Source organism: Brevibacterium spongiae, from assembly GCF_026168515.1.
GTDB lineage: Bacteria > Actinomycetota > Actinomycetes > Actinomycetales > Brevibacteriaceae > Brevibacterium > Brevibacterium spongiae.
Genome location: NZ_CP093443.1, coordinates 2549406 through 2571310, shown reverse-complemented (window position 1 = coordinate 2571310; position 21905 = coordinate 2549406). Strand labels below are relative to the sequence as shown.

Annotated in this window: 18 protein-coding genes and 1 pseudogene; 13 read left to right on the top strand and 6 right to left on the bottom strand. The window is 61.1% G+C overall.

Annotated elements, in window-relative coordinates; genetic code table 11:
- Positions 1–128: 128 nt before the first annotated feature.
- Positions 129–1010 (bottom strand): annotated as a pseudogene (locus L1F31_RS11500) (ISL3 family transposase); the annotation flags it as partial.
- Between the two features lie 179 nt (positions 1011–1189).
- Positions 1190–1897: an aspartate/glutamate racemase family protein gene (locus L1F31_RS11495; RefSeq protein WP_265417431.1), complete on the bottom strand. Its 708-nt coding sequence runs from the start codon at positions 1895–1897 to the stop codon at positions 1190–1192.
- Between the two features lie 104 nt (positions 1898–2001).
- Here L1F31_RS11495 and L1F31_RS11490 point away from each other — a divergent pair, with 104 nt between their 5' ends.
- The 4 genes from L1F31_RS11490 (at position 2002) to dctP (ending at position 6588) form a co-directional block, all read left to right on the top strand.
- A complete protein-coding gene (locus tag L1F31_RS11490) occupies positions 2002–2988 on the top strand; it encodes a LysR family transcriptional regulator (protein ID WP_265417430.1) in 987 nt (328 codons plus the stop codon).
- Complete coding sequence (locus L1F31_RS11485) at positions 2988–3524, top strand: TRAP transporter small permease (RefSeq protein ID WP_265417429.1); 537 nt, start codon at positions 2988–2990, stop codon at positions 3522–3524. The genes L1F31_RS11490 and L1F31_RS11485 overlap by 1 nt, the downstream gene beginning before the upstream one ends.
- Before the next feature lie 9 nt (positions 3525–3533).
- Positions 3534–5144: a TRAP transporter large permease gene (locus L1F31_RS11480; RefSeq protein ID WP_265417428.1), complete on the top strand. Its 1611-nt coding sequence runs from the start codon at positions 3534–3536 to the stop codon at positions 5142–5144.
- Between the two features lie 166 nt (positions 5145–5310).
- Positions 5311–6588, top strand: a complete 1278-nt coding sequence (dctP, locus tag L1F31_RS11475; RefSeq protein ID WP_265417427.1) for a TRAP transporter substrate-binding protein DctP — start codon at positions 5311–5313, stop codon at positions 6586–6588.
- A 101-nt stretch (positions 6589–6689) separates the two neighbouring features.
- On the opposite strand, the gene L1F31_RS11470 is transcribed toward dctP, so the two are convergent.
- Entirely contained in the window at positions 6690–7115 is a 426-nt protein-coding gene (locus tag L1F31_RS11470; RefSeq protein ID WP_265417426.1) for a type II toxin-antitoxin system VapC family toxin, read from the bottom strand.
- A complete protein-coding gene (locus L1F31_RS11465) occupies positions 7112–7339 on the bottom strand; it encodes a FitA-like ribbon-helix-helix domain-containing protein (protein WP_265417425.1) in 228 nt (75 codons plus the stop codon). Before L1F31_RS11465 ends, L1F31_RS11470 begins: the two co-directional genes overlap by 4 nt.
- Before the next feature lie 175 nt (positions 7340–7514).
- Here L1F31_RS11465 and L1F31_RS11460 point away from each other — a divergent pair, with 175 nt between their 5' ends.
- The 9 genes from L1F31_RS11460 (at position 7515) to L1F31_RS11420 (ending at position 19331) form a co-directional block, all read left to right on the top strand.
- On the top strand, positions 7515–9530 hold the full coding sequence (locus tag L1F31_RS11460; RefSeq protein ID WP_265417424.1) for an ABC1 kinase family protein: 2016 nt from the start codon (positions 7515–7517) through the stop codon (positions 9528–9530).
- 197 nt (positions 9531–9727) lie between these two features.
- Positions 9728–10321 (top strand): TetR/AcrR family transcriptional regulator, encoded by a 594-nt coding sequence (locus tag L1F31_RS11455; protein WP_265417423.1) that lies wholly within the window; start codon positions 9728–9730, stop codon positions 10319–10321.
- 74 nt (positions 10322–10395) lie between these two features.
- Positions 10396–11892 (top strand): MFS transporter, encoded by a 1497-nt coding sequence (locus L1F31_RS11450; RefSeq protein WP_265417422.1) that lies wholly within the window; start codon positions 10396–10398, stop codon positions 11890–11892.
- Between the two features lie 44 nt (positions 11893–11936).
- Positions 11937–13229 carry a metal-dependent hydrolase family protein gene (locus L1F31_RS11445; protein WP_265417421.1) on the top strand — a complete coding sequence of 431 codons (1293 nt, stop codon included), beginning with the start codon at positions 11937–11939 and terminating at the stop codon, positions 13227–13229.
- Positions 13230–13330: 101 nt separating this feature from the next.
- Positions 13331–14761, top strand: coding sequence for an amidase (locus L1F31_RS11440; RefSeq protein ID WP_265417420.1), 1431 nt, complete (start codon positions 13331–13333; stop codon positions 14759–14761).
- 109 nt (positions 14762–14870) lie between these two features.
- The gene (locus L1F31_RS11435; RefSeq protein ID WP_265417419.1) at positions 14871–16064 is read left to right on the top strand and encodes a M20 metallopeptidase family protein; all 1194 of its coding nucleotides are present in this window, start codon (positions 14871–14873) and stop codon (positions 16062–16064) included.
- A 51-nt stretch (positions 16065–16115) separates the two neighbouring features.
- Positions 16116–17018, top strand: a complete 903-nt coding sequence (locus tag L1F31_RS11430) for a patatin-like phospholipase family protein (RefSeq protein WP_265417418.1) — start codon at positions 16116–16118, stop codon at positions 17016–17018.
- Positions 17019–17086: 68 nt separating this feature from the next.
- Complete coding sequence (locus L1F31_RS11425) at positions 17087–19147, top strand: DUF262 domain-containing protein (protein ID WP_265417417.1); 2061 nt, start codon at positions 17087–17089, stop codon at positions 19145–19147.
- A 52-nt stretch (positions 19148–19199) separates the two neighbouring features.
- The gene (locus L1F31_RS11420; protein ID WP_265417416.1) at positions 19200–19331 is read left to right on the top strand and encodes a hypothetical protein; all 132 of its coding nucleotides are present in this window, start codon (positions 19200–19202) and stop codon (positions 19329–19331) included.
- Positions 19332–19627: 296 nt separating this feature from the next.
- Here the strand turns inward: L1F31_RS11420 and L1F31_RS11415 are convergent, their stop codons facing one another.
- Together L1F31_RS11415 and L1F31_RS11410 are read right to left on the bottom strand one after the other, a co-directional pair.
- Positions 19628–20311 carry a hypothetical protein gene (locus L1F31_RS11415; protein WP_265417415.1) on the bottom strand — a complete coding sequence of 228 codons (684 nt, stop codon included), beginning with the start codon at positions 20309–20311 and terminating at the stop codon, positions 19628–19630.
- 74 nt (positions 20312–20385) lie between these two features.
- Positions 20386–21696: an ISL3 family transposase gene (locus L1F31_RS11410; protein WP_265417414.1), complete on the bottom strand. Its 1311-nt coding sequence runs from the start codon at positions 21694–21696 to the stop codon at positions 20386–20388.
- Between the last annotated feature and the right edge of the window lie 209 nt (positions 21697–21905).

Below are 21905 nucleotides of genomic sequence, written 5' to 3'. Positions count from 1 at the left end.
TCATATGCCCCACCTCTTCGTGAACGTCTTGGTCGACATCACGAACGGTACGGCTGGTAGGTCGGGGGTGGGGCCAAATCAGAGGATCATTTTTGCTCCAAGTGGGGCCATTTCAGACTGTCACACTCAAGAGTCCTCCTCGCCCGATACAAGGGGTCTTTCGCTCGGCCACGGTGGCCAGTTGTCTCCTGTTGAACACGGCGGCGTACCTCGTCGAGTGCATCACCGGCGAGCTTGACGACGTGGAAGGGGTCCATGACTTCGATGGCTTCTGGCAGTTCCTCGACCGAGGCTGTTTTGAAGCCGGAGAACCCGTCCATCGCGACGACGTCGATGCCATCACGCCAAACCTTGGGTCGGGCTTTCAACCACTCCTTGAACACCTGCTTCGACCGGCCGGGCACCATATCGAGCAGGCGTGCCGGTCCCGTTCCTGCACTGATGGGGGTGAGGTCGATGATGACGGTGACGTACTTGTCACCACGACGCGTGTGCCGCCATACATGCTCGTCGACACCGATGACGCTGACCCCGTCGAAACGGTTCGGGTCGTTGATCAACAGCCTGTGGCCTTCAGAGAGGATTGCAGAGTTCGCGGTATGCCAGGACACGGCGAGTTTCGCAGCGATCACGGACACGGTGTCGTGGTCGATGACGAGGGCACGCAGCGCCCAGTCAAGGCCGGTTCGCGAGACCTTCGCTCGTGGTGGTGCCGCAGCAGTGGTGTCTTGACGCCATACGTGGCCGCACTCGACGCATTTGTACCGGCGGAGGCGAATATGAAGCGTGGTCGGTCGGTGGCCGAAGGGTTCGTGTGCCAGACGGCGGACGACGGTATCGCGAACGAACCCGTGGCCACCACACCGACGGCACCAGTCATCGGCAGTGTTGGGCTGACATTCCAGGATGGTTTTGTGCCTGGTGATGTGTTGGCCGATACAGGTCAGGTCGAGGGAGTCGAGTCGGCAGAATGTCGTGAGGTCAGGGGTCGAGAAAGTAGGCTTGGCCACGTCGAGGTCTTTCGGATGGACTGTGTGAGAACTTCCATCATCGGAAGACCTCGATGTCTATCCGGGCTACGCCACGCCGTGTCCTGAAATCACCGGTGTACACCCTCAATTACGAAGAGCCGGTATAGGAGACCTTTAAAAGCGTTGTCCAACGGCTCCAAAGAGGTAGTAGGTCTAGGTCATGAGCGAGCGCGGCCTCCTCCCATCATCCACTCCACGATCGCTGCCACATGAGCGTCAACCGAGTCGATGGCCGGCAGGGGAGCGGTCTGCGGTGGGACCAGCAGGCCAATCTCCGTGCATGACAGTGCCACTGCGTCAGCACCGCGGGCCTTGAGGTCGTTCATGATCTCGACGTACCGGGCACGAGAGGCATCCGTGAACGTGCCCTGCGTGAGTTCGTCGAAGATGATCTGATCGATCTCGAGGCACGTATCCTCATCCGGCACGAGCGTCCGGATGCCCTGCTCCTCGAGGCGACCGGTGTAGAAGTCATCGAGCATCGTCCATTTCGTGCCCAGGACCGCCAGCGTCGAATATCCCTGACGCTTCGCCACCGTCGCAATTGAATCAACGATATGGATAAGGGGTACGTCGACAGCAGACTCAATGGCCGGAGCGCACTTATGCATGAGGTTCGTCGCGATCGCGACCGCCTCAGCGCCACCATCGACCAGGCGCTGCGCCGTCGCGACGAGCGACGCGTCAGTGCCCGCCCAATCCTCGGCGATCTGCATCTCCCGGATATCAGCGAAGTCCGTCGAATCGAGGAGGATCCGGGCAGAATGATGACCGCCGAGCCGGCTCGCCACCGCCTCATTGATCTTCGTGTAGTACTCGATGCTCGAGTGCCAGCTCATTCCACCCAGCAGACCGATCCTGCGCATCTTCCACTCCTCGTCATCACGAAACCATCTACACCATCCAGTCTGACCCGAACACAAGACGCTCGGTAGACCCAGTTCTCTCTGCTCTGGCATAAGCTGGACTTATGTCTTCCGTGTTCGAACACGCTCTCACCCTCGGCGAACCCAAACGCCTCCTCATCTTCGGCGCCATCGCCGAAGCCGGCAGCATCGGCGCCGCCGCCCGCGCCCTCGGCTGGTCCCAGCCCGCCCTGTCCCAACACATGACTGCCCTCGAAAAAGACCTCGGCGTCACCCTCTTCGACCGCACACCCCGCGGCATCCGACTGACCACAGCCGGCCAACTCGCCCGCATCCGCGCGAACGAGCTGGCCGCCTCGGTGACGGGACTGCGCAGCGACCTCGCGAAGGCTTTCGGCCTCGGCGGACGCAACGTCCGGCTGGCCGGGTTCCCCAGCTTCGTCATCGGACCCCTCGCCGCAGCCCTCGGCCGACTCGAAGCCAACGCAAGCACCGGCACAGACTCACCACTGCACCACTCCTACGAAGTCTCCGAGGCCGAACCACCCGAAGCGCTGCGTCTGCTCGACGACGGGGCCATCGACATCGCCTTCCTCTTCCACCACGAAGACGAAACACCACCCGAACTGCCCGGACACACGACCGTCGACCTCGGCGCCGACCACCTCGACCTCCTCGTCCCCGAACGCTGGAACCGCGCCGGGCAGATCCGCCACCTCGCCGACGTCGCTGAGCTTCCCTGGATCATGGGTTGCGTGCGCTGCCGCTCCACCGCCGAACGCCTCTGCCGGGCTGCCGGCTTCGAACCCCGCACCCGCCACATCACCGACAACCCCGGCGCCATCCAATCACTCGTCTCCAACGGCCTCGGCGTCGCACTCTTGCCTCGCAGTGCCCGCCGCTACTCGAAGGTGGCCGGCATCGACCCCATTGCCCTTCAAGAAGCCGGGGCCCGGCGAGTCACCGCGATGATGCCCGACAGCCTGGCCACCGCCTCCGAGATCGACGACCTCCTCGAGGCACTCCGCGCAGTCGAAGTCACACCGAACACCGGCGCCGAACCCGCTCCAGAGAGCTACAGTGACTCGTGATGTTCACTTTCAACAGAGTCCTCGACCGGTGGCTGACGGTCACCACGGCCGCCGCCGTGATCGTCATGATGCTCCACATCGTCACCCACGCACTCGCGCGCTCCCTCTTCGACGCCCCGATCTACGGCACCAATGAGATCGTCGAATACTGGTACTTACCGATCGTGGCTCTGCTCGGCATCCCCGCCGCCCAACTGCAGAAGGAACACATCACCGTGACCATGGCCATCAAACGGGCCAGGCCCGCCACCGCCGCGGTATTCACGATCTTCGCGTGCATCCTCGGTGCGCTCGTCTCTCTCGCGTTCGGCTGGTTCGGGCTCCGTCGGGCGCTGGAGTACATGGCGATCGGTCAGACCGCCGACGTCTCCGACGTCATCACCTGGCCGGTGTACTTCCTCGTGCCCATCGTGTTCGTCCTCCTCGCCGTGCTCTACGTTCTCGACGCCGTCGTCATCGCCCGCACCGGGCAGCCCGACCCGGACATGGTCACCGGCGAACCCGCCGAACACGACCTCGAGACCCGGACCTACTGAGACGGCCGAATGAACGCGAACACTGACACCACCGGTCCGGCCCCACGCCCGGACGAGCCGAACACCGCCACCGGCACGGCAGCCCCGAACACTGCCGCCCCCACCACCCGCATGCTTTTCCCGAACGACTCCCGCCGTCGCCAACGCCCCGGCATCCTCGCCCTGACGATCGGCTTCGGCCTCGTCGCCGTCTGCCTCATCGGCCTCTTCACCAGCCCGTCGGCGGCCATTGGCGGAGCCTGGTGCATCGGGATTATGCTCGTCCTCCTCTTCCTCTCCGTGCCCGTGGCCATCGCCCTCTCCGTGCCCTCGATCATCGGCGTCTACGCCGTATCCGGGATCCCGGCGACGATGAACATCCTGTCCACCGCCCCGTTCAGCGCCGTCTCCGACTGGTCGATGAGCGTGCTGCCGATGTTCATCTTCATGGGCATGCTGCTCACCCAATCAGGACTGTCCGGCAAGGTCTACCGAGTCGCCGACCACTGGTTCTCCTGGCTGCCCGGCGGCATCGGCATCGGCACCACCTTCGCCGGCGCCGGCCTATCGGCAGTGACCGGATCGACCATCGGCATGACCTACGCGCTCGGCCGCGCAGGCATTCCCGAAATGCTCAAGGCCGGCTACGACAAACGCATGGCCGTGGGCACGATCATGGTCGCCGGCATGACCGGCAACCTCATCCCACCCTCGATCCTCATGGTCATCTACGCCGGCATCGCCTCCGTACCCGTTGGCCCGGCACTCATGGCCGGCGCCCTGCCCGGCATCCTTCTCGCAGTGTGCTTCGCGGCCTTCATCTTCGCCATCGGCGTCTTCGCCCCGAGACTCGTCGGCCGCGGCCGCCCAACCGCAAACCAGAGCACCACCAACCCCACAACCCCCGAACGCCCCACGACCACCTGGCGCGACCGCTTCACCTCGCTGGCGAGCGTGTGGGGCTTCGCGATCATCCTCATCGTCCTCTTCGGCGGCATGTTCTCCGGCATCTTCACCCCCACCGAGGCTGGAGCCGCCGCCGCACTCTGCTCACTGCTGCTGTGCCTGTGGGAAAAGCGAGGCCAGAAGCCGTGGCGCAAGGTCGCGGATTCGGCCATGGCCACGGTGGCGGCCACCTCGGCGATCTTCTTCATCATGATCGGCGCGACCATGCTCACGAGCCTGCTCGCCATCACGGGACTCGCCCCCATCCTCACCGGCTTCATCACGAGCCTGGGCCTGTCCACGCTGGGATTCCTGCTCGTCCTCATCGTCCTCTACATCGTCATGGGCATGTTCTTCGACACCCTGTCGATGATGCTGCTGACCATCCCGATCCTCCTGCCCACCCTCGAAACGATGGGCGTGAGCCCGCTGTGGTTCGGTGTCTTCGTCGTCCTCCTCGGCGAGTTCGCCATGGTCACCCCGCCCGTCGGCATCATCCCCTACATCGTCCACTCCATCGCCAAGGCCCCCGAGGTCAACCTCGGCCACAACGTGAGCCTGCGCGATATCTTCATCTCCCTGCTGTGGTTCCTGCCCGTCGTCGTGGTCTTCCTCATCCTCATGGTCGCCGTGCCCGGAATGACCGAATGGCTGCCCGCCCTCATCGAACGCACCAGCGGAGGAATGTCCGGATAACCCTCGCCGAGGCGGCTCCACCAAACCGTCGACACCGGCGTTCCCGTGGCTGCCGCACGGTGTGAAAGTGCGGTGTGGCCGCGTGGTGTGAGGACCGTCATAACAGGGTCGACTCATTCAGAACTATGATCGGAGGAAACTCTCAGCCATTGTTCAAAGGAGTCCCATGAAGCGCATCCGTTCGGCAGCTCGTCCTGCCAAGGCCATCGCAGCGATCGGTTCGCTGGCACTGTTGGCCGGGTGCGCCGGATCCGTCGGCGGTGACGGCTCTGACTCGGGTGATAACGCGGGGGAGGGCTTCGCGTATGACGCTTCACAGGATGAGATCGATAAGGCTCTGGCCGACCTCGACCCGGTGACGCTGAAGTTCCAGCCCTCGGCGATGTCGGAGAAGTCGATCCTCGCGCCGAACGGACTCGATGTGAAGAAGGCCATCGAGGAACGCTCGGGTGGGAAGGTCAAGGTCGACATCGTGTGGGGTCAGGCGATCGCCAGCTACGCCGATGTTGATGACGCCCTGGCCGATGGCCGCGTCGATCTCGCGTTCACGTTGCCGTCCTACACCCCGGCCGAGTACCCGGCCTTCGACGCGATCGGCACGGCCATGTCGACGCTGCCGTCCTCGCCGGTGGCCAGTGACCTGGCGGCGAACGCGGCCGGTGTGCAGGCCGCATGGGAGACACCCGAAGTGCTCGATGAGTTCGAGAAGAAGAACCTCGTGCCGCTCATTCCGATGCTCGCTGCCGGCGGGTACTCGACGATGTGCTCGAAGCCGATGACCTCGCTCGATGACTGGAAGGGCAAGCAGATCCGTGTCGGTTCGGCCGCGGCTGGCAAGCAGGTGACCGACCTGGGTGCGACTCCGGTGTCGCTGTCGTTCCCGGAGACCTATGAGGCGCTGCAGCGTGGAACCGTCGACTGCGACCTCGGCCAGCTGGCACCGAACGTCGAGGCCGGCACCTTCGAGGTCGCCCCGAACATCGGTGTCGCCTCGGACGCGGGCATCGCCCGGTCAGCGGGTGCGATCACGGCGGGCAAGAAGTACAACGAGCTGCCGGTCGCCTATAAGCAGGTGGTCTTCGACGCGATGTCGACGACGTTTAGCACGATGATGGAGGTCGTCATCGGTGCGAAGGCTCAGGCCGTTGAGCAGGCGAAGGACAACGACGGTTCGGTCGAACCCTTCGCCGATGACGTGCAGAAGCAGATGGCGAAGTACGCGAAGACTCTGTCGGATAAGACCGCTGAGAAGGCCGAGGTGCCCGATGCTCCGAAGGCGCTGAACGATGCTGGAACCGAATGGGCGAAATCCGTGTCCGAACTCGGCTACGACGACAAGGGCGACTTCGCCTCCCTCGACGAGTGGTACCCGGACGACGCGAACTACGACAAGCTCGGCGACGATCTGTTCGTGAAGGTCATGGCCGAGCACCGACCGGAGTGATGTTCTAACCTCAGTGTCCGGAACTCGGAAGACCCTGCTTGAGCGGAGAGCAGAAACTTTGCCGCTCAAGCAGGGTCTTCGTGCTTTTAGAGCGCCCCCGGTCAGTTCGAATTGTCCGTCCACGGATCGACCAGTCGAACCCCTTCGAGCGCCTCGAAATGTTTCGTGTTCCGAGTCGCGACCGTCATGTTGTGGGCAACGGCGATGGCTGCAATGAGCGCGTCATCGAGCGGTGCGTGTTCAGGTACTCGGAACGTACCCAGCGCGCGAGCCGCAGGTAGGTCAAAAGGAAGAATGCGCCCGGCAAAACCCGGAAGCAGCATGTCTTCGAACCACGTTCGCAAGACCCCGCCTTGCTGTGAGTCATTGCGTTCCTTCGCTGCGACCCCTCGTTCGATCTCGGAAATGCTCAGCGCAGATACGAACTGGACACTCGTGGGTAGGGAATTCGACCAGTCTTCGACCTCCGGGTTACGCCCGCGTACCCGCAACGCTGAAATGACGTTGGTGTCGAGAAGATAGTTCATAATTCTGCGGTGCGCGCCTTCAAACCAAGGCGTTTCGGCTCGAACTCGATCGTGGTATCGGAATCCATCGAAATGAGGTCAACAAGGGTGGGGTCTTCGGCCGCAATCCCGACTGCGAGTGCTTCTCTGGCTTCGGCCTCGATGCTCGAATTGTGGGCAGCTGCTCGTCTTCGCAGGATTGCTTTAGTGCCCTCTGGCAGATTGCGGATCAGAATCTGTTCCATGGTGCCTCCGAATGATATCAATATCATGATATCAATGTTCGTGACTGATCTGAAGAACAGTCTCCCAACGCACTGCAAACTCTCAATCTCAACCATCCCTGATCAACTAGGCTGGGGACGGCGCCGAACGATGCTCCAGGACGGCGCAGGCCACAGACGACGGAAGGGTTGACGGGTGACGATCCTCTACACCATCGGGTTAGGCGTTCTCAGCGCGCTCATCGTCGGATTCCTCGTCCGGCGGATGATGCTCACCGGCACCGGAGCCGCCCGCAACACCATCGTCTCCCTCATCATGGGCCTCTCCATCTGGCCGATCACCCTCCAGGCGTACAAGCTCCTCGGCATCTCCGAATCCGACCAGTATCCGAACCTGTCGATGAGCTTCCCGGCTATCATGGTCTTCCTGCTCCTCTTCGCCTGGTTCATCGTCATCCAGATGTTCGTCCTCCTCGCGATCGAACTCATCATGCCCTCGGGCACCCTGAGCTCACTCATCCGCAACGCACCGAAGATCCCCACCTGGTATCGCCGCGTCAACCGCCTGGCACAGATCCAGAAGATCCTCATCAAATTCGGCCTCTCCCGCTACCTCCGACCCCGAATCCCGACCCTGCGCGTCTCCCTCCGAGAAATCGCCGCCACCACCCGTGACGCTCTGGCCGCATCGGGGGTCACGTTTATCAAGCTCGGTCAGTTCATCGCCACCCGCGGTGACATGATTCCGCATGAATTCGTCGAGGAGTTCTCCACCCTCCAAGCTGGAGTGAAGCCCGTTCCCTTCGCCGAGGTGAAGGACCAACTCGAGGCCGAATGGGGCCGACCCGTCGCCGAGGTGTTTGCCGAGTTCGATGAGAAACCTTTCGCAGGTGCCTCCGTCGCCCAGGTCCACCGAGCCGTGACGTGGGAAGGCCGCGTGGTTGCGGTGAAGGTGCAGCGGCCGAAGATCCGCAAGCAGGTTCGCGCCGACTGCGACATCGTCCTCACCCTGGCCGACCGGCTTGATCGCACCACTGACTGGGCGAAGAAGATCGGCATCGCGAAGCTCGCCCGCAGCTTCGTCGATTCTCTGCAGGGCGAGCTCGACTACCGTGGGGAGCTCGCTCAGATTGAGGCGCTCCGGCTTGCCGACGAGACTGGTCGGTCGGCGACGAAGACCGAGTCCGTCGTTCATATTCCTCACGTGTACACGGAGCTGTCCGGCGAGTTCGTCATTGTCATGGACCTCGTCGAAGGTTCCCCTTTGTCCCATGGCGCCGAGGTGGTCGACCACCTGTCCGAAATCGCGCGCAGGGAGATCGCCCAGGACCTCTTCCTCATGGTCGTCCGCCAGGTGCTCGGAAAGGGCATCTTCCACGCCGACCTGCACCCCGGAAACATCGTCGTCTCGAGCGCGGGCCGCGCCGGCCTCGTCGACTTCGGAGCCGTCGGCCGGATCGACAAACGCGACCGCCGAGCAATCGCTTTGCTGCTCATGGCCTTCGACTCGCAGAACTCGCAAGCGGCAACTGCCGCAATCCTCGAGCTGCTCGGCACACCGAGCGAGGTGAATCTGCGAGAACTGCAGCGAGAGATCGGGCAGATCATGCTCAAGTACGGAGACGGGGCACCGGGCTCGACCTCGGCTGCGCTGTTCGGCGAGCTCATCGACTTCGTCGTTGATTTCGGGTTCCCGATGCCGGCCTCAGTGGCCACGGCGTTCCGTGCCATCAGCACCCTCGAGGGGTCAATCACCCGACTCGTGCCGGAACTCAATCTGCTGGCGCTGGTGACTCAGAACGGCAAGACACTGTTGCGAGAGGTCGGGGGACTGGGGGTCGACAGACACGAGATGGCGCTTTACGCGGCGGCGACCGCGCCACAGATCGCAGAACTGCCCGGACAGATTTCCCGTATTGCCGGTCACCTGCAGGACGGTACGCTCGACGTTGGCACGAGCGGGCTGAACATATCCACCATTAAGAATCTGCTTGTCTCGACTGTCGAACAGTTCATTCAGGTGATCGTCTCGACCGCTCTCATCCTCGGCGGAGTGATCCTCATGGCCGCGGATTTCGGGCCGCCACTGGCGCCTGAGCTCAAATTGTTCACGTACTTCGGCGCCTGGATGCTGTTGGCAGGAAGTGTCATCGCAGCTCTCGTGCTGGCACCGGCACTCCGGCAACGAATGACGTGGGAGGGCCTGGGCTAACCCGCGACACGCAACGAACCAGGGTGCGTTGCCCGCCTGATTGAGCACTGTGGGCTGCCCCTCTGGGCTCCCGCACGAAGTTCCGGACTCAACTACTGGCGTATCACCAGACTCTCATATTGTCGCGCCGCCAGACCTGAATAACTAAACGATACGTTCTGTTGCGGAAAGACTGTGACCTGTGCCATGCTCTGGATATGACCGAGAGCACACCGAAGGGGAGACCCCTCGACACCGATCTGACGCAACGGGTCCTCGCTACTGTGCGTTCACACGTCGAAGAATTCGGATTCGTGAATCTGAGCATCGAGAAGGTTGCGTCGGAAGTCGGATGCGGAAAGACCACCATCTACCGTCGGTGGCCGACCAAGCCTCAACTCGTCGCCGCAGCAATCATCGACAACATCGAAGTCGGAGAGGTGCCAAACACCGGCGACGTCGTCGAGGACCTCGTCGAGCACGCGTGGCAGAACCGCGAGAACTTCCGCCGATCGAAGAACCGCTCAGGCAACAACGGCTTGTTGCTCGCGATGTTCAACATGGACGTCATCCCGATTATCTCGGATTCGTTCATGCAGGCGCGCCACACCATGGGGCGCGAGATCATCGCCCGCGGGGTGGAACGGGAACAGGTGAGCGGCGAACTCGATCATGACCTCATCATCGATACACTCGCCGGCCTCACACTCTTCCGCATCACCCTCAAACCCGAAGCCACCGGACGCACAGACGACGAAATCAAAGACACCTACCGCAGCCTCGTGCGTTCGCTCATCGGCCGTCAGAGCTGACGGTCGCCGATGAACCTTCCGTGTGCGACGGCGCAGTCGGCACGAGGTTCTCGCTTAACAGGAAAGGACACACTATGACCACCTCCGACTCCGCGCTCGACACGAAGTCGAGCAAACGGCTCCTCGCCGTCGTCGGATTCCTCGTCTTCGTCGAATTCTCCAGCGGATTCCTGCAGGGCTACTATGTCCCGCTGCTGGACCGGATCCGCGACAACCTCGGCGTCTCCGACGCATCTATTGCGTGGTTTATCACCGTTCAGACTCTCACCGCCGGGGTCTGCGTTCCGATCCTCTCGAAGCTAGGCGACATATTCGGCCACCGGCGCATGTTGCGCATCGCGATCATCACAGTTCTCATCGGAACCGTGCTGGTTGCGCTTGCTCCCAGTTACCCGCTTGTCCTTCTCGGCCGTATACTCAGCGGTCCCCTTGCAGTGTGGCTGCCGCTCGAACTGGCGATCGTCCACAATCAGATCAAGGGCGAGACAGCACGGCGTGCGATCGGCATGCTCATCTCCGCTCTGACAATCGGCGCGCTCATCGGGTCCTTGGCCGCCGGGCTGTTCTCGTCGGTCCTGTCATCGACAGCCGCGCAGCTCCTGGTGCCCGTGGTCATCGTCGCGATCTCTACGATCTTCGTCTTCACCCTCGTCCCGGAATCGACTGTCCGCACTTCGCCGACGATCGACTGGCTCGGTTTCATCCTGCTCGCGCTTTTCATGCTCGCACTGCTTGCAGGCATCAATATCGTTACCGCGACGCCCGTCATCGGCGCCGTCCTCGTTGTCGCCGCCGTCGTACTCATCGTCATCTTCGTGTGGTGGGAACTGAGAACCAGAGTCCCCGCACTCAACATGCGTCTGCTCACCTCGAATCGGCTCTGGCCTGTCTACGTCACGTCGTTCCTCTTCGGCATGGTGCTCTTCGGTACCCAGAGCATCACGACCACTTTCCTCGCGGGTAAACCTGAACTCGTTGGGTATGGGTTCGGACTCAGCGCCGGGGTCATCTCGCTCACCACCGGAGCGAACATGCTGCTGGCGGCGGTCGGCGCCGCGATCTACTCCTTCATTGCCCGTGCCACCTCGCTCAAGGGTGTGCTCATGGTCGGTTCGGCCGTGGTGGCGCTCGCTCAGCTGCTGCTCATCTTCGGCAATGCTTCACTTGTCACTGTGGTCGTCGGAATCGCGTTCGCCGGTCTCGGGTCGGGGCTCCTCCTTGGTGGACTTCCGGCTGCTACGGCGGAATCGTCGCCGGCTGACGAGACCGGAATCGCCACCGGCGTCTACAACTCCGTGAAGACACTTGGCGGGGCACTCGCCGGAGCCGTGTTCGCAGTCGTCCTGGGAATCTTCGTGATCCCCGAAGCCGGGGCTTCGAGCCTCGGCGGATACATCACCATCTGGGTGATCTGCGCCGTAGCCACCGGAATTTGTCCCATCCTTCTTTCCCTCATCCGGTCGCAGGATAAGGGCGAAACGCATGACCAGAACGCTCATCAAGGTGAGAACGTATATGCTGCCGAGGCGGCGCGCCCAGGTGAGGACACACGTCCGACCACGGCCCTGTGAGCCGTCTCCGATCGAATCCGCAATCTCTCCGCGAAAGGAACACCATGTCCATCGCTCATCTTCCCTCTACTGTCGCCAGTGACGACAACCTGCTGCTGCGCGGAGCAACCCTCATCGACGGCACCGGCGGCGCCCCGATCACCGATGCCGAACTCGAAGTCCGGGACGGACGCGTGGTCTATGCGGGCCCCGCGCGGGCCGCCGGAGCCGACGGAGCCGACATCGTCGAGCTCGGAGGCAGGACTGTCCTACCAGGATTCATCGACTCACACGTGCACTTCGGCATGTCGATCGAGGACCAAATGGCCGATGCCGCACGCTTCGGATCGGAACGGACTCTACGCACCGCGCTCAACGCGCGTAAAGCACTCATGGCAGGCGTGACCACTGCCCGGGACCTCGGCGGACTGGATCGCGGCTACCGGGATGCGATCGCGGCCGGCCTAGTCCAGGGTCCACGCACACACCTGGCGATCGCCCCGTTATCACCGACCGGTGGGCACACCGACTTCACCATGCCCAACGGTCGTTCGGTGCAGATGCACATGCCGATCAGTCCAATCATCGACACCGAAGACGATGTGCGGCGGACGGTGCGAACGCTCATTCGCAGCGGCGCTGACGTCATTAAGGTCTGCACCACCGGTGGTGTCTCCAGTCCATCCGACACTCCCGACGACATCGGGGTGCCCGAAGAACATGTTCGACTCATCGTCGCCGAAACGGCCAAGCGCGCCGGACAGCCGGTCGCTGCACATGCGCAGGGTGCCGAGGGCATCAAAGCCGCCATCAGGGGAGGCGTGCGGTCGGTCGAGCACGGCTACGGAATCGACGACGAAGGTATCGAACTCATGCTCGAGCACGGGACCTTCCTCGTCCCGACCTTGAGCAGCGCACTCCGCGTCCCTGACCCTGCGGCGGTCCCCGCCTACCTCTACGAGAAGAAGGTGAAATGGTCGGCCATCGCGCGGGAACGCGTCGCCGCGGCCCTGCAGGCGGGCGTGAAGGTGGCGCTGGGAACCGACTCCGGGGTCTGCCCTCATGGAGAGAACCTACGCGAACCGGTACACGCCGTGGAGCTCGGGCTGTCCGAGATGGACGCGATCGTCGCCGGAACGAAGAACGCCGCCGAACTGCTTCGCCTCGACGCAGACCTCGGCACGCTCGAAGCCGGCAAACTTGCGGACTTCATCGTCATCGACTTCGACCCCCTTACCGACATCACACCCTTGGCGAAGCCTGATAATGTCAAAGTTGTTGTCCAGGGTGGTGCCCTCGTAAAGGACACCGACTCCTGGTTTGGCACGGATCCCGTCCGCCCGCTGCTGGCCCAGTGAACACCGGGAAGACAGGCACGAGCACAGGCAAAACGACCACCGTCCAGGACCTCACGTCACAGATTGCGCGGGTCAGGTCTGGTTCGGCAACGTCTGAGGAAATGGTGTCCGCATCACTTGACCTCACCGACCGTGTCAATGACCGAGTCGGCGCGATTCTCGAACGCTTCGACGAATCCGCGCTGGCCGCAAGCCGAAGTGCCGAAATCAACGCCGGTCCACTGGCGGGCCTTCCTTTGGGGGTCAAAGCGAACATCGCCCTCGGCGAAGCAGTCCCGACCGCACAGAGCCAAGTGTTCGATGCAGATTTCCACCGTGGCCGCGACGCCAAGGCCATCGCTCCTCTGCGAGCCGCCGGTGGAGTTTTCACGGGCACGACGACAATGGTCGAACATGCTGCAGGCAGGCCTGATCCCGCTTTCGACTTTCCTATTCCACGAAACCCGTGGAACCTGAGTCGCTGGCCTGGCGGTTCGAGTTGCGGAACTGCGATCGCAGTCAGTCTCGGAATCATCTCCGCCGGGCTGGGGACCGACACTTCGGGCAGCTGCCGAATACCGGCTGCCTACTGTGGAGTGACGGGCATGCGTCCGGTCGCTGGGTCGCTTCCCATGGACGGAATCATGCCGGCAGCTCCGAGTCTCGACATCGTCGGGCCCATAGCCAGGAGTGCCAGGGACTGCCGACTGTTACTCGAGGTCATGCGCGGAGATTCCGTAGGCTCATCGCGACGCGGCCGTCCCGTAAGCGTGCTCGTGCCTAAGCAGGTATTGGACGAACCGCGGATCACACACGATACGACCGCAGCATTCGACAAGGCGCTGACGACCCTCGAAGTACTCGGCGTCGAGACCTCGACCGTCGATGTGCCTTTCCTCGATGAACTCATCGCGGCCACATTTACGATCATGGTCCGCGAGATGTACAAGGTGCACAGTGATCGGCTCGCACCTCGGTGGAACGATTATGGTCGCTCGTTCCGTCGACTCGCACTCGCCGGTGCACTCATCTCGGACGACTCTTACCAATCGGCACTGAGTTCTGCTGAGGAGCTGCGCGGACGGTTGAGCGAGCTGGTGACCGACGGCACCGCCCTCGCCTTGCCGACGTGGCCCTCCGCGGCACCGCCCTACGTCTTCCGGGGCGGGGCACCACAGGACGACTGGAACCTGACGGCCGCGTTCTGTGCCACCGGGAATCCTGCCCTCGCCGTCCCGATGGGGTTCGACGAGGCAGGACTGCCGCTGTCTCTGCAGCTGGTCGGGTCCGGACCCGGGGCGACCGGTGTTGCCGGGGAGGACACGATCTTGACCCTCGGTGAGCTCTATCAGCAGCACACGGATCATCATCTTCAGGTGCCTGACCTCGATCTCGTCACCGCGCTTCCTCCGATTCCCGACCCGGACGACGGTGTGGACCCCAGTGGAGAAGAACCTCAGCTGCCACCCCAGATCACCGGACGAGGGATACCACTGACACGAGCAGACGAAGTGATTCTCGGCCATCTCCTTACCCTGCTGGGAGCACCATGATGACACCGATGACACCGACGGCCGAGACCGGCAAGCGACGAAAATCCACCCAGCCCGTCCACCCAGCTCACCCAGTCATCCAACCCACCGTGCCCAACCGAAGGACGCTATGACACAGTCGATTGATTTCACCGCCGAATCGGCCGCACTCGCCGACGACCTCAGCGCGCTGCGTCGCGATCTCCATCGCAACCCCGAACTCGGCTTCTCGTTGCCCTACACTCAGAAGCGGATCCTCGACGCACTCGATGGGCTGCCCCTCGACATCACACTCGGCACGGACCTGTCTTCCGTGGTGGCAGTTCTGCGCGGAGCACAGCCGGGACCGACCATTCTGCTGCGTGGCGATATGGACGCCCTGCCTGTTGTTGAGTCCACAGGGTTGGAGTACGCGTCGAGGAACGGGAACATGCACGCTTGCGGACACGACCTCCACGTCTCCGGACTCGTCGGAGCCGCCCGACTCCTCTGCGCTCATCAGGAGGAACTGTGCGGGACGATCGCGTTCATGTTCCAGCCCGGTGAGGAGGGGCTCGGTGGGGCGAAGATCATGCTCGACGAGGGAATGTTCGAGACCATCGGAGCGAAACCCGACGCCGCCTACGCCATCCACGTCGCTCCTGGCGTGGCGGGAACCTTCGTCACCCGTCCGGGCACCGTCATGGCTGGTGCCAACACGCTGCACGTGACGATGGTCGGAAAGGGCGGGCACAGTTCACGTCCGCAGGACTCGGTGGACCCGGTGCGTCCCGTCCTCGAATTCGGGCAGGCCCTGTATTCGATGATCACCGGTTCTTTCAGTGTCTTCGACCCGATCGTCGCCGAGGTGACGCAGCTCAGTGCCGGCGAGGCCGTGAACGTGATCCCGGCGACCGCATCGATCGGCGCCTCGGTGCGAACCCTGTCAGCCGAATCGACGAAGAGGTTCCCCGAACTCGCGACCCGACTGGCCGAATCCGTGGCGGCCGCACACGGATGCACCGCCGAGGTGGTGTGGAACGAACAGTACCCCGTGACGGTCAACGACGCAGCCGAAGCACAATTCGCCCTCGATACTCTCACTTCGACGTTCGGCCCTGTCCGCGTTGTCGAGGCACCGGATCCCGTGATGGGATCTGAGGACTTCTCCTATGTCCTCGAACAGGTGCCGGGAGCCTTCGTCTTCTTTTTCGTCAGCCCGGCTGGAACCGACGCAGAGACCGCGGCGACGAACCATTCCGCGGAGGTGCTCTTCGACGATGCCTACCTGCCTGATCAGGCAGTGGCTCTGGCCACCTTGGCATGGGAACGTTTACAGCGGTGATGGGGCACGTGGCGACATCAGTATCGCTTGTCGCTCGATAGGATGATCGGTATGACGAACGGGAAGCAGCCGGTGGAGACGACGCGAATCAGCGATACTGCACTCATCTTCGAAGGCGGAGGCATGCGAGCCTCGCTCACGAGCGCCATGGCCGTCACTCTGCTCAAAGCGGGCCTGTCGTTCGATTGGGTCGCAGGTATCAGCGCAGGAGCATCCACTGCAGTGAACTATCTTTCCGGCGATGCGTGGAGGATTCGTCGGTCATTCGTCGAGTTCGCAGCGGAAGAGGAATTCGGCGGGTGGCGGTACTTCGCTCGCGGCAAAGGTATGTTCCATGGCGAGTACATCTACCAACGTGCAGGTGCTCCCGACGAGGCTTTGCCTTTCGACTGGGACACCTACGAATCGAGCACCGGCGACATGCGGGTGATCGCGTTCGATGCTGAGACCGGCGAGGAAGCGGTGTGGTCGAAGAAGGACACACCGAACATCGACGAACTGATGATCCGTGTGCAGGCGTCATCGACGATGCCGATCGTCATGCCGCCGGTCCGTCTTGACGGCCATATATACGTTGATGGTGCGATGGGGGAGGACGGCGGAATCGCGTTGAGCCAGGCTCAGCGCGAGGGCTACGAAAAGTTCGTCGTCGTTCTCACGCAGGAGCGCGGGTACAAGAAAGCACCGCAGCGATTCCCTGCGGTCTACAGAGGCATCTTCCGAAAGTACCCGGCACTGGCTGATGCGCTGCTGACACGGTGGAAGCGCTACAACGAGACTCGCGAACGCATCTTCGCTCTCGAGGAGGAGGGCAAGGCGCATGTCTTTGTCCCTGACCGCATGCCCGTCGATAACAGCACACGCGACCTCTCGCGGCTTGCAGCAGCTCATCGTATGGGTCTGTCGCAGTCTCGGCGGGAGTTACCAGCGATGCGCGAGTTCGTAAATAAGTAGTTAACCGGCGCACCCTAAAGTATCCTGGCGATCGAATAGCTGTCTATAACACACTGCGGGGGCATCATATGAAAGCTGTTGATACCAACCTTCTCGAACTACTCAAAAAATCCGAGAGCTTTGTCGTACCGATCTACCAGCGTGTCTATTCATGGGATGAGAATGAATGCGAACAGCTCTGGTCGGATATCGTCCGGGCAGGTTCCAGATCACAGCTAGTCAATCATTTCACCGGTTCCATCGTATACATCGAGCGGGACGAAGGTACTGCCACATCGCGCGAACCGAATCTCATAATTGATGGCCAGCAACGCGTAACAACAGTGACGTTGCTCTTGGCCGCTCTGGCGTCCTATCTCGACGAACTTCCTGAAGATCAGAGGGAACCTCGTACAGGATTTTCGCCAGCAAAGATCCGCGGTCTGTATCTCACGAACCAGTACAACTCCGGCGATGAGTACTTCAAGCTCATCCTTACCCAACGAGACAGGGTTGCGTTGAAGTCGGTGATCCAGAACTCTGCCCTGCCGGAATCAGATTCTCGTGTCATCTCCAACTTTCGCTTTTTTCAGGACAAGCTGCGAACTTCAGGCGCGACACTTTCCGACGTCTGTAGCGGGCTCGACAAGCTGGTCGTCGTTGATGTTTCGCTGACTAGGGGACGAGACGACCCGCAGCTTGTATTCGAATCCATGAACGCGACAGGAAAGAAGTTATCTCAAGCAGACTTGATTCGGAACTTTGTGCTCATGGATCTCGAGCCTGCCAGTCAGACTCGGCTCTACGAGCAATACTGGTACCCGATGGAGCGCTTCTACCAAGGAGACAACGAGAGTCGCTTCGATGAGTTTGTTCGTCACTACCTGACGTTGAAGAGTCCAACGCACTCGATTCCCCGACGCGACCTGATGTATGAAGCTTTCAAGGACTATGCGTTCGAGCTCGAGGCGAAAGGTATCTCAAGAGAAGAACTCGTCGTTGATTTCAGTAATTACTCGAGCTACTTCGCGGCCATGGCCCTCGGCCGTGAAAAGGATCGAGAGCTCTTGTCCCGATTCACGGAAATAGATCTGCTTGCCAGGGTGGTCCATCCCTTCCTCCTCCGCGCATACTCGGACTATTCCGACGGTCGCCTACGTCGGAGCGAGTTCATAGTCATATTGGACGCCGTAATTTCCTATGTATTCCGCCGTGCTATTTGCTCTATTCCAACCAACAGCCTCAACAAGACTTTTGCCACCTTGGAAAACGTCATTGACGAGTCGGACTACGCCAAGAGCGTCTGTGCTCGGCTGCTCACTTTTCCCGACTACCGGCGATTCCCCACGGACGGTGAATTCAAGGAAGCCCTTGTCAACGTGGACCTATATAGTCTCAAACGCAAGATGTACTTCTTTCGGAAGCTTGAGAATGACGGCCGCAAAGAGGAAGTGGCCACCTCTGAGTACACAGTGGAGCACATCATGCCTCAGAACCCTAACGAAGCATGGCAGAATGCTTTGGGGAGTGACTGGAAAAACGTTCACGAACGTTTTCTCCACACATTGGGGAACCTGACCCTCACCGGTTACAATCCGGAGTACTCTGATCGGCCTTTCTGCGAGAAGCGAGATATTGAAGGCGGATTTCGAGACAGCCCTTTGCGGCTCAACGCGGGGATCGGACAACTGGACCGTTGGACTGAGGACGAAATAATTCAGAGAGCGGATTCTTTGGCGGACCGTTCGCTAAAGATTTGGTCGCGGCCCGATGTCAACAGCGAAGAGTTGGAGAGCTTCCGACAGCAGTTCGCGGACTCTCGGAATTTCGACTGGTCAGTCGCGCACTCGATTCTTGGAGCCATTCCCAGTGGCTTTTGGACCAATTATGACAACCTTGCTGAAGCGGTAGGCACCAGCGCACAGCCGATGGCGAATCATCTAGCCACCTGCCCCAAGTGCTTTAAGCCGTATCGAGTTCTCACTTTTGACGGTAGGGTCGCGGCGAATTTTCGCTGGAGCGACCCAAGTGATAAGAGAGATCCCATCGAACTCCTACGCCTTGACGGCGTAGAGGTTGTCGATGGACATGCCGATCCTGAACAAAAACTTGGGTCCGAAGAGCTTTTGGAACTGTTGGAGGAGGAATGAGAACCACTCTGCTAGATCCTGAATCTGCACAGGAGATTCGGCCTGGGTCATCGTGTTCATACCCATCGCGTTCTCCGGCAACGGCTTCGCCTCGATCACCTGGTCGCTGGTTTTGGCTGCGGCACCAGAACGACCACTGGGTCTGACCGGAGACATGTTCAATTTCACCGGCAAACTGTCGTAGATTGCAACGCCTGATCGTCAGCGGAATCCTCGTCATTGACATCTACTTTGCCCCGGCATTCGTCTAAATGGCCGCAGTCACCATCGTCGGTGCTCTCTTACAGGTTCCTCGTTGGCAAGGTTGAACGCGTCGAGGAGTGACGCATACATTCTCGTTCTCGCCATGAACAACGTCGGGGAGGCTCTCTATAGTCGGACATCAATACCGACCTTGGAGAGCCTGCCTGCAATATTGAAATGCATGGCTATTTTCAACAAAGAGTTTGCCAGCGAGGTGCGCAGCGTCTACTCGCCCGGCTAGTCGACGAGCTCGCGACCTGACGCTGCTCTCCACGCAATGTGATCGAGCGCTCGTGGGTCGACTTTCATTGCTTTCGCAGTCTCGGTCATCAGTTCCCGTGCTCTGTCGACGTCGAGGTCCGATTCTTCGCCCAATGCGTCCGCGAGGAAGCGGAAAATCATCCGATCCGGCTTGACCGATGGCAATCCGGCCAAGATTAGGAGGTAGCTGTAGGTCACTCCAGAGCTTTGGCTGGGCAGTCGTTTCCACCCGCGGTACACACGGTTGTCCGTCAGCTTTCCCCCGACGGCTGTAACAAGATCTGGGACAGTGTCGATCCCTAACTCGGCCATGAGGGCCACGGCCTGTTCGATGATGTCGGCTTTCAAAGGAGCACCGGGTCGCGTATGCGCTGGCTTGAGATTTTTTGCAATGGTAGTTGCCCATGATCGTGCGCTACCGGCCTGTTGGATGGAGCCTGCTAAGTCTTTGGCCCCATGACGCTCACCGCCGGCCTTCTTATACCGTTCGATCACCTTCACCACCGATGAATAGTGCGATCCGGTCGAATAGATTGAATCGATAATGCAGAGCGCGAGGCTGTTTGGATAGCCGTCAGGCGTCTTCCACAGCGTTGGATCTCCGAGATGAGTTTCGCAGTACTTGACCAGCGTGTTGATCTCATTTTCGGTAACAGCCACTTTGCCACTCCTTCGTTCTGTTCTGCCTTGAGACAAGAATACGGATAGCTGCTGACGCGAGCAGCTTTGCCGGCTCATCGTAATTGAGAGTGTAGAACCGGTCTGAAGCCACCGGACTCGAGCAGACACCTGGCGATGTAGTGGGTGAGGTTTCGGAACCCCAGAGCAGACCCCCGCAGATGCTCGAGCCTGCCGTTGATCGCTTCCGTCGGCCCGTTCGACGTTCCCGGTCGAGTGAAGAACGCCAGCACATCATCAGCGCGACGCTTCAGAGTCCGTCCCAACCGTTTGAGTTCAATTAGCTCAGAAGGCAGGTTCGTTGTCAGGGCATCGATGACCCTCTGCAAGAGTTTCTTACCCTCGTTGCCGTCGGCGGTTCGGTAGGCGGTCACGATGTCTTGGTAGACGGCCCAGGTCACTTCAACCGCGGTGAAGTTCGGGTCAGCGAAGAGGCCCGCGATCCTCTCCTGCTGCTTGGTCGTGAGCAGATCAGCCCCGGTGTGCAGAGTCCTCCTCGCCCGATACAAGGGGTCTTTCGCTCGGCCACGGTGGCCAGTTGTCTCCTGTTGAACACGGCGGCGTACCTCGTCGAGTGCATCACCGGCGAGCTTGACGACGTGGAAGGGGTCCATGACTTCGATGGCTTCTGGCAGTTCCTCGACCGAGGCTGTTTTGAAGCCGGAGAACCCGTCCATCGCGACGACGTCGATGCCATCACGCCAAACCTTGGGTCGGGCTTTCAACCACTCCTTGAACACCTGCTTCGACCGGCCGGGCACCATATCGAGCAGGCGTGCCGGTCCCGTTCCTGCACTGATGGGGGTGAGGTCGATGATGACGGTGACGTACTTGTCACCGCGACGCGTGTGCCGCCATACATGCTCGTCGACACCGATGACGCTGACCCCGTCGAAACGGTTCGGGTCGTTGATCAACAGCCTGTGGCCTTCAGAGAGGATTGCAGAGTTCGCGGTATGCCAGGACACGGCGAGTTTCGCAGCGATCACGGACACGGTGTCGTGGTCGATGACGAGGGCACGCAGCGCCCAGTCAAGGCCGGTTCGCGAGACCTTCGCTCGTGGTGGTGCCGCAGCAGTGGTGTCTTGACGCCATACGTGGCCGCACTCGACGCATTTGTACCGGCGGAGGCGAATATGAAGCGTGGTCGGTCGGTGGCCGAAGGGTTCGTGTGCCAGACGGCGGACGACGGTATCGCGAACGAACCCGTGGCCACCACACCGACGGCACCAGTCATCGGCAGTGTTGGGCTGACATTCCAGGATGGCTTTGTGCCTGGTGATGTGTTGGCCGATACAGGTCAGGTCGAGGGAGTCGAGTCGGCAGAATGTCGTGAGGTCAGGGGTCGAGAAAGTAGGCTTGGCCACGTCGAGGTCTTTCGGATGGACTGTGTGAGAACTTCCATCATCGGAAGACCTCGATGTCTATCCGGGCTACGCCACGCCGTGTCCTGAAATCACCGGTCTACACCCTCAATTACGAAGAGCCGCTTTGCCTCGTGAAATTTGAGTTGATCGAGCCAGAGCGGTCCAAGGGAGGTACCGTGGACTGCCACCTCGGATGTCTTTCATAAAGT

Bases quoted from the DNA above. Each gene is read 5' to 3' on its own strand.
- L1F31_RS11495 (WP_265417431.1), bottom strand. From the start codon at position 1,897: ATGCGCAGGATCGGTCTGCTGGGTGGAATGAGCTGGCACTCGAGCATC.
- L1F31_RS11490 (WP_265417430.1), top strand. From the start codon at position 2,002: ATGTCTTCCGTGTTCGAACACGCTCTCACCCTCGGCGAACCCAAACGC.
- L1F31_RS11485 (WP_265417429.1), top strand. From the start codon at position 2,988: ATGTTCACTTTCAACAGAGTCCTCGACCGGTGGCTGACGGTCACCACG.
- L1F31_RS11480 (WP_265417428.1), top strand. From the start codon at position 3,534: ATGAACGCGAACACTGACACCACCGGTCCGGCCCCACGCCCGGACGAG.
- dctP (WP_265417427.1), top strand. From the start codon at position 5,311: ATGAAGCGCATCCGTTCGGCAGCTCGTCCTGCCAAGGCCATCGCAGCG.
- L1F31_RS11470 (WP_265417426.1), bottom strand. From the start codon at position 7,115: ATGAACTATCTTCTCGACACCAACGTCATTTCAGCGTTGCGGGTACGC.
- L1F31_RS11465 (WP_265417425.1), bottom strand. From the start codon at position 7,339: ATGGAACAGATTCTGATCCGCAATCTGCCAGAGGGCACTAAAGCAATC.
- L1F31_RS11455 (WP_265417423.1), top strand. From the start codon at position 9,728: ATGACCGAGAGCACACCGAAGGGGAGACCCCTCGACACCGATCTGACG.
- L1F31_RS11450 (WP_265417422.1), top strand. From the start codon at position 10,396: ATGACCACCTCCGACTCCGCGCTCGACACGAAGTCGAGCAAACGGCTC.
- L1F31_RS11445 (WP_265417421.1), top strand. From the start codon at position 11,937: ATGTCCATCGCTCATCTTCCCTCTACTGTCGCCAGTGACGACAACCTG.
- L1F31_RS11440 (WP_265417420.1), top strand. From the start codon at position 13,331: ATGGTGTCCGCATCACTTGACCTCACCGACCGTGTCAATGACCGAGTC.
- L1F31_RS11435 (WP_265417419.1), top strand. From the start codon at position 14,871: ATGACACAGTCGATTGATTTCACCGCCGAATCGGCCGCACTCGCCGAC.
- L1F31_RS11430 (WP_265417418.1), top strand. From the start codon at position 16,116: ATGACGAACGGGAAGCAGCCGGTGGAGACGACGCGAATCAGCGATACT.
- L1F31_RS11425 (WP_265417417.1), top strand. From the start codon at position 17,087: ATGAAAGCTGTTGATACCAACCTTCTCGAACTACTCAAAAAATCCGAG.